This window comes from Achromobacter sp., assembly GCF_036567245.1.
GTDB lineage: Bacteria > Pseudomonadota > Gammaproteobacteria > Burkholderiales > Burkholderiaceae_B > Achromobacter.
Genome location: NZ_DATCUY010000264.1, coordinates 1 through 9,070 on the forward strand (window position 1 = coordinate 1; position 9,070 = coordinate 9,070).

Genomic DNA, 9,070 nt, shown 5'->3' on the forward strand with positions numbered 1-9,070 from the left:
GCCTGCAGGCCATTGCCGACGCGGCGGCGCGCGTGGTCATGGGCCAATCCGGCCCGGTCGTGGCCGGCGGCGTGGAAAGCTGCTCGCTGCTGCGCACCCGCGACGACGGCGTCAGCGGCATCGACGGCTGGCTGCAGGATCAGATTCCCGGGCTCTACCTGCCCATGATCGCCACCGCCGACATCGTGGCACAGCGCTACGGCATCAGCCGCGAGGACCAGGACGCCTTTGCCTTGCGCAGCCAGCAGCTCACCGCCGCGGCGCAGCGGGAAGGCCGCTATGCCGACGAGATCATCTCCGTGCGCGCCACCATGGAAATCACCGACAAGGTGACGGGCGCGACCCGCCGCGAAGACGTCACCGTCAACGCCGACAACTGCAACCGCGCGTCCACCACCGCTGAAGGCCTGGCCGGCCTGGCGCCCGTCATGGGCCCGGACCGCTACGTGACCGCCGGCAACGCCTCGCAGCTGGCCGACGGCGCCTCGGCCTGCGTACTGATGGACGCCCGCGACGCCGAACGCGCCAACCTGGAACCGCTGGGCGCCTTCCGCGGCTTGGCCGTGGCCGGCTGCGCGCCGGACGAAATGGGCATAGGTCCGGTCTACGCCGTGCCGCGCCTGCTGGAACGCCACGGCCTCAAGGTCGAGGACATCGACCTGTGGGAGCTGAACGAAGCATTCGCCTCGCAGGCGCTGTACTGCCAGCGCCGGCTGGGCATTCCGATGGAGCGGCTCAACGTCAACGGCGGTTCGATCGCGGTGGGCCATCCCTTTGGCGTGACCGGCGCGCGCCTGACTGGCCATGTGCTGCTGGAGGGCCGCCGCCGCGGCGCCAAGTACGCGGTCGTCACCATGTGCGTGGGCGGCGGCATGGGCGCGGCTGGGTTGTTCGAGATCTTCTGAGTACGCAAAGGCGCGGGGTTGGAACCGCCCCGCGCCGCACGGCAAAAAAACTGGCTTCTTCGTAGGTTTGCGGGTTTGCAGGCGAAGGCTGTGTCGCTTCGTAGGCCGCACGCCGGCGCGGGCGGCGTGGCGGCTCGCAACCTCGATGCGCCCGAGGGAATCTGAAGGGAAGGCCGCAGGCCTGGACGAAGATGACGACGGGGCAGTCCGGAGCGAACGCTCCGGACCGCAATCGTGGGCGCGAGCCGCCACGCCGCCCGCGCCGACGGGCGACCTACGAAGCGCAACCGCAGCAGCAGCAACAACCACAAAAAAAGAGCAAAAAAAGGGCGTCCACCGACGCCCTTGCTGCTTCCTGCGGCTTCCCGCCGCTTACTGCGGTTCGATCTTCGCGTCGATCGCGCGTTGCGTCCAGACCTGGCGTTGCGACTGCGCGAAGGCCTGGTGTTCGGCCACCGTGTTGGGCGAGACCTGCATGCCCAGCGATTCGAAGCGCTGCAGCACGTCCGGCTCGCGCAGGATGGCGGCGACTTCCTGGTTAAGCTTCTGCACAATGGCGTCAGGCGTCTTTGCCGGCACGGCCACGCCGACCCACACGACCAGGTCGAATTTCTGGTAGCCCAGCTCGGCCAGCGTCGGCACGCTGGGGAATTCCTTGGCGCGCTCATGGCCCGTGTAAGCCAAGCCGCGCAGCTTGCCAGCCTGCATGAAAGACGTGACGACGGACAGGTCGGCGAACAGGTAGTCGACGTGGCCGCCCAGCAGGTCGGTCACGGCCGGCGGCTGGCTCTTGTACGGCACACCGTTGGCGGCGGCGCCCGCCACCGTGTTGAAGGTGGCGCCGGCGATCTGGCTGGTGGGCGAGCCGTAGGCGTAGTTCAGGGGCTTGGCCTGGGTGGCCTTGACCAGTTCCTGCAGCGATTTGTAGGGCGCGTCCTCGCGCACCACCAGCATCATCGGGATGGTGGCAATGCGGACCACGTGGGTAAAGTCGCCGGTGGGATCGAAGGGCAGCTTGCGGAACAGCGCCGGCGTGGCCGAGTGCGTGGAGCTGCTGGTGAGGATCAGCGTGTAGCCGTCGGGCTGGGCGCGCGCCACGAACGAGGAACCGATGGTGCCGGACGCGCCGGGCTTGTTCTCGATCACGACAGGCACGTTCAGGCGCGGGCCGAGCTTTTCGGCGATGATGCGCGCGCTGGTATCGGTGGCGCTGCCCGGCGAGAACGGCACGACGATGGTGATGGGCTTGTCGGGATATGCGCCCTGAGCCAGCGCCGCGGGCGGCAGCGCGCCAGCCAGCGCAGTCAGGGCGGTGAGGCTGCCAGCGGCCAGCAGGCGGCGGCGGACGCCGAACGGTCGATTCATGCTTGTCTCCTGTCAGGGGCCGCGGGTCGGCCTCTTTAACTCTGACCGTATGATGCTTGCGACGCGCTTATCCCAACAAGGGACTAATTTTCATAGACTTATTCCAAACCTGGATTAATTGCCTGCAGACTGGCGCTGGCGCAGATAGTCCTCGGTGGCCTGCAAAAAGGCTGAAGCCGCCAACGACAGCCGCGCATTGCGGCGCTGGATCAGCCAGAGCTCGTGGCCGTGCTTGCGGGCGCCATCGATGGCCAGGATGCGCAAGCCCAGCTGCCGCGCCAGGTCACAGGCATAGCCGGGCACCACGGTTATCCCCAGCCCCGCGCCGACCAGCTTCAGCGCCGAGACCAGCATGCCGGCCTCGATGCGGTAACGGAATTCCAGGTTCAGGTCGGCCGCCACGCGGTCCAGGCTGCGCCGCACGCTGTACACGTTGCGCAGCATGATGTGGTCATGCGCGGCCACATCGGCCCACGACACGGAACGCTTGCGCGTCAGCGCGTGGCGCGGCGCGCACACCGCGTACATGGTGTCGCGGTAGATGACCCGCGTGGCCAGTTCTTCCGAGGGCGTTTCGACCGAGACGATGCCGAAGTCGGCGCGGCCGTTGCGCACGTGTTCGATGGTGTCGTCGGTGGACAGCTCGAACAGGTCCAGCTTCACGCTGGGATGGGCGCGGTGATAGTCGGCCACCACCTCGCCCAGCAGGCCGACCATCATGAGAGGCGAGGTCGCCACGCCCACGGTGCCGCGTTCCAGCGTGCGCAGGCCCGACATGCTGCGCTCGGCGGCGCGTACGGTACCCAGGATTTCCTGGGCATAGGCATAGAAATCCGCCGCGCCGTCGCAGGGCGTGACGCTGCGGGTGGACCGCTCGAACAGCGGCTGGCCAACCTCGGCCTCCAGTTCGGCGCAGAGCTTGCTGACGGCCGATTGGGTCACGAAGGCCGCGCGCGCGGCCGCCGTGAAACTGCGCAGTTCGTAAAGCGCGCAAAACACGCGCAATTGCTTGAGAGTGATGTTCATGGTCGAAGTCGCCGCCAGGCGCCGCCGGCCATGCCGGCCTCAGCGCGCAGGCTCGAGCATATCGCGATCGGCGTCCTGGCGCGGCGCCTGGCGGTGGATTTCCCCCGGCGTGCGCGAGAAGCGCACCGGTATGCCGGCGGCCATCAGCGGCCCTTCGGTGGGGTGCTCCAGGCGCTGGAAGAATCCGGTCGCTTGCAGATGCGGGTCATCGAACAGGGATTCCGGCGTATTCACGCGTGAATGCGGGATATCCGCCTCTGCCAGCAACGCCAGCCATTCTTCGGTGCCGCGCAACGCGACAATATCCGCCAGATCCTGGTAGAGCTCGTCGAAATGTCTCGCGCGCGAAGCCGCGTCGACGTAGCGCGCATCCGCCGCCAGATCGGCGCGTTCGGCCAGGGCGAAGAAGCGCCGCCATTGCGCGTCGGTATAGGGCAGCAAGGCCAGGTAGCCATCTCGGGTGCGGTAGGGACGCCGCTGCGGCGACAGCACGCGGCTGTAGCCCATGGGTCCCAGCGGCGGCACGAAGCTGTGCCCGCTCATGTGCTCGACCAGGGTGAAGGAGACCAGGGTTTCGAACATGGGGACTTCGACCGCCTGCCCCTGGCCCGAACGCTCACGCTCGTACAAAGCCATGGGAATCGCGTACGCCAGCGTCAGCCCCGCCACCTTGTCGGCGATGATGGTGTTGACGTAGGCCGGCGCGCCGCTGTTGCGGCCTTGCAGGTCTGCCATTCCACTCATCGCCTGGATGATGTCGTCGAAAGCCGGACGCGCGGCGTAGGGGCCGTCCTGGCCAAAGCCCACCGCCGAGCAATGGATCAGGCGCGGATTGCGCGCGCGCAGCGTGTCCGCGTCCAGGCCCAGGCGCGCCAGGGCCGCCGGACGCACGTTGGACACGAATACGTCGGCGCCGTCGATCAGGTGCAGCAGGCTATCGCGGTCGGCCGGCGTCTTCGCATCCAGCGTCACGCTGTACTTGTTGCGGTTGAGGTTCAGGTAGGCCGGCCCCATGCCCGGGCTCACCGCCGGGGCCGAGGTACGGAACACATCGCCTTCGGGCGCCTCGACCTTGATCACTTCGGCCCCCATGTCGGCCAGGATCTGCGTGCCGTACGGCCCCATGGCCACCGAGGTCATGTCGATGACGCGCACGCCCGCGAGCGGGCCAGCCATTACTTGGCCTCCTGCTGCTTCTTGCGGTTGACGAAGGGGGCCATGTAGCGGCGCGGCTCGTCGGTGGTGAAGGCCTCGCCGAACGCGGCCACGCTGCGGTCCAGGCCGGCTTCCACGGTGGACTCGCTCCAGTATTGCAGCAGGGCTTTTTGCGAACGCACGGCGATCGGACCGCTTTCGGCGATGGGCGCCACCGTGTGTTCAACCAGCGCGTCGAGCGCGCCGGTTTCGCTGACGAATTCCAGGAAGCCCCACTGCTGCGCCTGCACCGCATCCACCGTCTCGCCGGTCAACAGCAGCCAGTTGGTGGGGCCGGGGCCGATGATGGCCGGCAGCAGCACGGCGTGGATCACGGACGGGATACCCACGCGCACCTCGGGCATGCCGAAGACCGCGTCCTTCGATCCCAGGCGGATATCGCAGGCCGCGGCCAGCTCCATGCCAGCGCCCAGGCAGAAGCCCGGAATGCGGGCGATGGTGGGCACCGGAATCGCGGCCACCGCATCGCACAGGTCGCGCAGCCGGGTGATGAATTCACGCGCGCCCTGGGGATCGAGTTCCGCCATTTCATAGATGTTGGCGCCGCCCACGAAGGCGCGTTCGCCCGAACCGCGGATGACGACCGCGCGGGCGTCGGCCTGGGTCGCGATCCAGCGGGCGGCCTCGGTCAGGCTCAACGTGACCGCCGAGGCCAGGATGTTCAGGCTCTTGGCGTCGTGGATCTGCAGGGTATAGACGCCGCGCTCGTCACGGGTCACGAGGGCATGGGCGAAAGCAGGGATAGGCGCAGTCATGGGAACTCCAGCTAGGGTTATGGCCATCGATGCTAAGGGTACGGTTTCATCACAACAAACGAGTAATTTTCATGAAATAAGTCTTGAATGGAATAAATACATAAACGCGGATGGCTTGGGTACGATAGCCGCCTCTTGCGGGAGTCTCACCATGGGTATCACGCTGCGCCAGCTCCGGGCTTTCTGCGCCGTGTACGAGCTGAAGAACTTCACCCGCGCCGCCGAGGCGCTCAACCTGACGCAGTCCACCGTCAGCAAGCTCTGCTCCGAACTGGAGAAGACGATAGGCATGGCGCTGTTCGAGCGCTCGGCGCGCGGCGTCGACCTGCTGGAAGGCGCCGCCGAACTGTATGCCTACGCGCAGGAAACCTTCGGTTCGCTGCGCGCGGCCGAACGCAGCCTGAGCAGCCTGGCCGGGCTGGAGCGCGGCGAGGTTTCCATCGCGGCCTCGCCCATCATGATGCACACGCTGATCGCGCCGGTGGTGGCGCAGTTCCATGCGCGGCATCCCAATATCGTCTTCGACCTGCATGAACTCACCGGCGACGAGGCCACCGAACACGTCCTGCACGGCAGGGCCGACCTGGGGCTGGTGGCGATGGAAAGCCAGGACCCCAGACTGGACTGCCGCGTCGTCTATCGCGGCCCCATGTATGCCGTGGTGCCGGCCGGCCACCCCTTGACACAGCACGAACAGGCGCGCTGGCGCGAGCTGGCCCGCTACCCGCACATCCTGCTGCGCGGCACCTACACCGTGCGCCGCAAGATGGACCAGATCCTGCAGGGCCAGGGACTGACGGTGCGCAGCGTGGCCCAGACCGGCAGCCTGACCACGGCCTTCGCCATGATCCGCGGCGGCATGGGCATTACCGTCATGCCGGGCTACGTGCGCAATGTCTGCCAGGAAATGGGGCTGAAGGCGCTGTGCATCGCCGACCGGCCCCAGGCCTTGCACGAGCTGTCCGTGCTGCGCCGGGCCGACTACCGCCTATCGCGCGCCGCTGCCGCATTTCTCGCCGCCTTCGAAGCGCATCTGGCTGAACAGGGACAGCCCGCCGCCGGCGATTCATCTCTTTCTTGAATGCCTTCATGATAATTAATCAATTGTTTGCATGATGGCCCGCTTCCATCATTAGTGCGTCGAGGCCCCACCCCACGCGCTATCCGGAGGGTCCCCTCGACGCCATAACCAAGCAGGGCAAAACCAGCCCGCAGCACGAGGAGACCTCCAACATGACACTCAAGCCTGGCCTGAAGCAGCTGCTGACGCTGCTGGCCGTCCTTCCCGCCATCGCCGCCGCCGACACCTATCCGGCCAAGCCCGTCACCCTGGTGGTGGCCTATGCCCCCGGCGGCATGACCGACATCCTGACGCGGCGCATCGCGGCCGATCTGCAGACCCGCCTGGGCAAGCCCTTCGTGGTCGAGAACAAGCCGGGCGCCACCGGCCAGATCGCCACCGAGTACGTGTCGCGGCAGAAGCCGGACGGCTACACCATCCTGGTGGGCGCGACCAGCCATGTGATCAACCCCGTGCTGAAAAAGCTGCCGTACAACGCCCGCAAGGATTTCGCCCCGGTGGCGCTGCTGGCCGTCAGCCCGAACTTCCTGCTGGTCAACGCCAACCTGGGCATCAAGACTTTCGCGGACTTCAAGAGCTATGCGCAGAAGCAGCCCTCCGTGCCCTACGGCACGGCCGGCGCTGGCGGCGCGCCCCACATCGTCGGCGAACTGCTGCGCGCGCAAAGCGGACTGCCGCTGATGCACGTGTCCTATCGCGGCGCGGGTCCGGCCATGACGGATCTGGTGTCGGGACAGGTTCCCGTCGGCATGGCCGAGTCGGTCACCGCCAACGCCTACCTGCAAGCCGGCAAGATCGTGCCCCTGGCCATCGCCTCGGCCCAGCGCCAGTCGCGCTATCCCGACGTGCCCACGCTCAACGAACTGGGCTACAAGGGCTTCGACCTGAGCACCTGGGTGGGCGTCTACGCTCCGGCCGGCACGCCCGCCGACATCGTGCAAACGCTGAACAGCGAAATCCGCAAGTCGGTGATGCAGCCGGCCACGCAAGAGTACATCCGCTCCACCGGCTCCGAGCCCGGCGATATGGATCTCGCCCAATACCAGAAGTTCGTCAGCGACGAAATGGACAAGTGGCAGGCCGTCATCACCCAGGCCGGGGTCAAGGATGAGTGAGGTCCGCATCGGCTCGCTGTCGCCGGAAGCCTATTTTGCCGAGGCGCTGCGCGCGGGACGCCTGGAGGTCCAGGTGTGCCGCAGCTGCGGGCTCTCGTTCTTCTTCCCGCGCACGCACTGCACTCACTGCCGTTCGCAGGAATACGCCTGGCGGCCCATGCGGGCCGGCGCCACGCTCTATTCCTATTCGGAAATCCCCGCCACGCCGCAGGCGCCCGCGCGCAACGTCATCCTGGCCGACATGGACGAGGGATTCCGCATGATGTCCACGCTATTGGACGAAGGCGAGCCGCGCATCGGCATGCGGCTGACGGCCCGGCCCGACCCGCAGCGCGCCCGCGTGGTGTTCGGACGGGAGGCGCCATGACGGACTGGAACAAGAGTCTGCGCGGCGCCATCGCCATCACCGGCTGCGCCACCGCAGGCATAGGCGATGCGGGCGGGCTGAACGACCTGGAAATCACCTCGCTGGCGGTGCATGAGGCGGTGCGCGACGCCGGCCTGCGCATGGAAGACATCGACGGCCTGATGAGCGCCAGCCTGTCTTCGTCGATGTGGCTGAACAAGCTTTCCGAGTACCTGGGCCTGTACCCGCGCTTCATGGACAGCACCCAGATCGGCGGCGCGTCCTTTGTCGGCCACCTGCTGATCGCCGCGGCGGCGATCCAGGCCGGCCTGTGCCGCAACATCGTGATCGCCTACGGCGCCGCCCCGCGCGGCGGCAATGGCGTCTCGGCGACCTCCGGCGCCCGCGCCCGGCTGGATCCGTTTCCCTACGAGGAACCGTTCCAGCCCTTCAATCCACCCACCAGCTACGCGCTGGCGACCCGCCGCCACATGCATGAATACGGCACCACCCGCGAGCAGCTCGCCGAAGTCGCGGTGGCCGCGCGCGCCTGGGCGCGGCTGAATCCGGAAGCCTACAAGCGCGAGCCGCTGTCCATCGCCGACGTGCTGGCCGCGCGCGTGATTTCCTCGCCGCTGACCGCGCGCGACTGCTGCCTGGTGACCGACGGCGCAGGCGCCATCGTGGTCACGGCCGCCGAACGCGCCGATGCCGCCCGGCCCGTGTACGTGCAAGGCACGGCCATGGCGCACTCGCATCGCCAGATCGCCTGCATGGCCGACCTGACCCGCACCGTGGCCGGGCAAAGCGCCGACCTGGCGCGCGAGCGGGCCGGCGTGGCGCTGGCAGACATCGACCTGGTGCAGCTCTACGACGCCTTCACCATCAATCCCATCCTGTTCCTGGAGGACATGGGATTCTGCGCCAAGGGCGAAGGCGGCGCCTTCGTGTCCGGCGGGCGCATCGCCCCCGGCGGCGAGCTGCCGGTGAACACCAACGGCGGCGGGTTGTCCTGCGTGCACCCCGGCATGTACAGCATGTTCGGCCTGGTGGAAGCCGTACGCCAACTGCGCGGTGAATGCGACGAACGGCAAGTCAAGAATGCGCGCACCGCGCTCGTGCACGGCAACGGCGGGGTGCTGAGCGCCCAAGCGACGACCGTGCTGACCAATTGGATGGACTGAAGGAGATTCGACATGCTGGAAGGCAAAGTAGTGGTCGTCACCGGCGCGGCCAACGGCATCGGCCGCGCCGCGGCCGTG

General features: G+C 67.5%; 9 protein-coding genes. 5 read left to right on the plus strand and 4 right to left on the minus strand.

All coding sequences use genetic code 11. From position 1 onward, the window contains the following. The coding region (locus VIR09_RS11625; RefSeq protein ID WP_332013011.1) for an acetyl-CoA C-acyltransferase at window positions 1-905 on the plus strand (905 nt) is incomplete at its 5' end. Window positions 906-1,277: 372 nt separating this feature from the next. On the opposite strand, the gene VIR09_RS11630 is transcribed toward VIR09_RS11625, so the two are convergent. The 4 genes from VIR09_RS11630 to VIR09_RS11645 form a co-directional block, all read right to left on the minus strand. After that, window positions 1,278-2,270: a tripartite tricarboxylate transporter substrate binding protein gene (locus VIR09_RS11630; RefSeq protein ID WP_332013013.1), complete on the minus strand. Its 993-nt coding sequence runs from the start codon at window positions 2,268-2,270 to the stop codon at window positions 1,278-1,280. Between the two features lie 114 nt (window positions 2,271-2,384). After that, the gene (locus tag VIR09_RS11635; protein WP_332013014.1) at window positions 2,385-3,296 is read right to left on the minus strand and encodes a LysR family transcriptional regulator; all 912 of its coding nucleotides are present in this window, start codon (window positions 3,294-3,296) and stop codon (window positions 2,385-2,387) included. Window positions 3,297-3,335: 39 nt separating this feature from the next. Further along, window positions 3,336-4,472 (minus strand): CoA transferase, encoded by a 1,137-nt coding sequence (locus VIR09_RS11640; RefSeq protein WP_332013015.1) that lies wholly within the window; start codon window positions 4,470-4,472, stop codon window positions 3,336-3,338. Next, window positions 4,472-5,266, minus strand: a complete 795-nt coding sequence (locus VIR09_RS11645; RefSeq protein ID WP_332013016.1) for an enoyl-CoA hydratase — start codon at window positions 5,264-5,266, stop codon at window positions 4,472-4,474. Before VIR09_RS11645 ends, VIR09_RS11640 begins: the two co-directional genes overlap by 1 nt. A 151-nt stretch (window positions 5,267-5,417) precedes the next feature. On the opposite strand from VIR09_RS11645, the gene VIR09_RS11650 reads away from it, so the two are divergent. The 4 genes from VIR09_RS11650 (at window position 5,418) to VIR09_RS11665 (ending at window position 8,992) form a co-directional block, all read left to right on the plus strand. Next, window positions 5,418-6,347, plus strand: coding sequence for a LysR family transcriptional regulator (locus VIR09_RS11650; protein ID WP_332013017.1), 930 nt, complete (start codon window positions 5,418-5,420; stop codon window positions 6,345-6,347). Between the two features lie 152 nt (window positions 6,348-6,499). Next, entirely contained in the window at window positions 6,500-7,462 is a 963-nt protein-coding gene (locus VIR09_RS11655) for a tripartite tricarboxylate transporter substrate binding protein (RefSeq protein WP_332013018.1), read from the plus strand. After that, window positions 7,455-7,829 carry a Zn-ribbon domain-containing OB-fold protein gene (locus tag VIR09_RS11660; RefSeq protein ID WP_332013019.1) on the plus strand — a complete coding sequence of 125 codons (375 nt, stop codon included), beginning with the start codon at window positions 7,455-7,457 and terminating at the stop codon, window positions 7,827-7,829. Before VIR09_RS11655 ends, VIR09_RS11660 begins: the two co-directional genes overlap by 8 nt. Beyond that, on the plus strand, window positions 7,826-8,992 hold the full coding sequence (locus tag VIR09_RS11665) for an acetyl-CoA acetyltransferase (RefSeq protein WP_332013020.1): 1,167 nt from the start codon (window positions 7,826-7,828) through the stop codon (window positions 8,990-8,992). The genes VIR09_RS11660 and VIR09_RS11665 overlap by 4 nt, the downstream gene beginning before the upstream one ends. The last annotated feature ends 78 nt before the right edge of the window (window positions 8,993-9,070 follow it).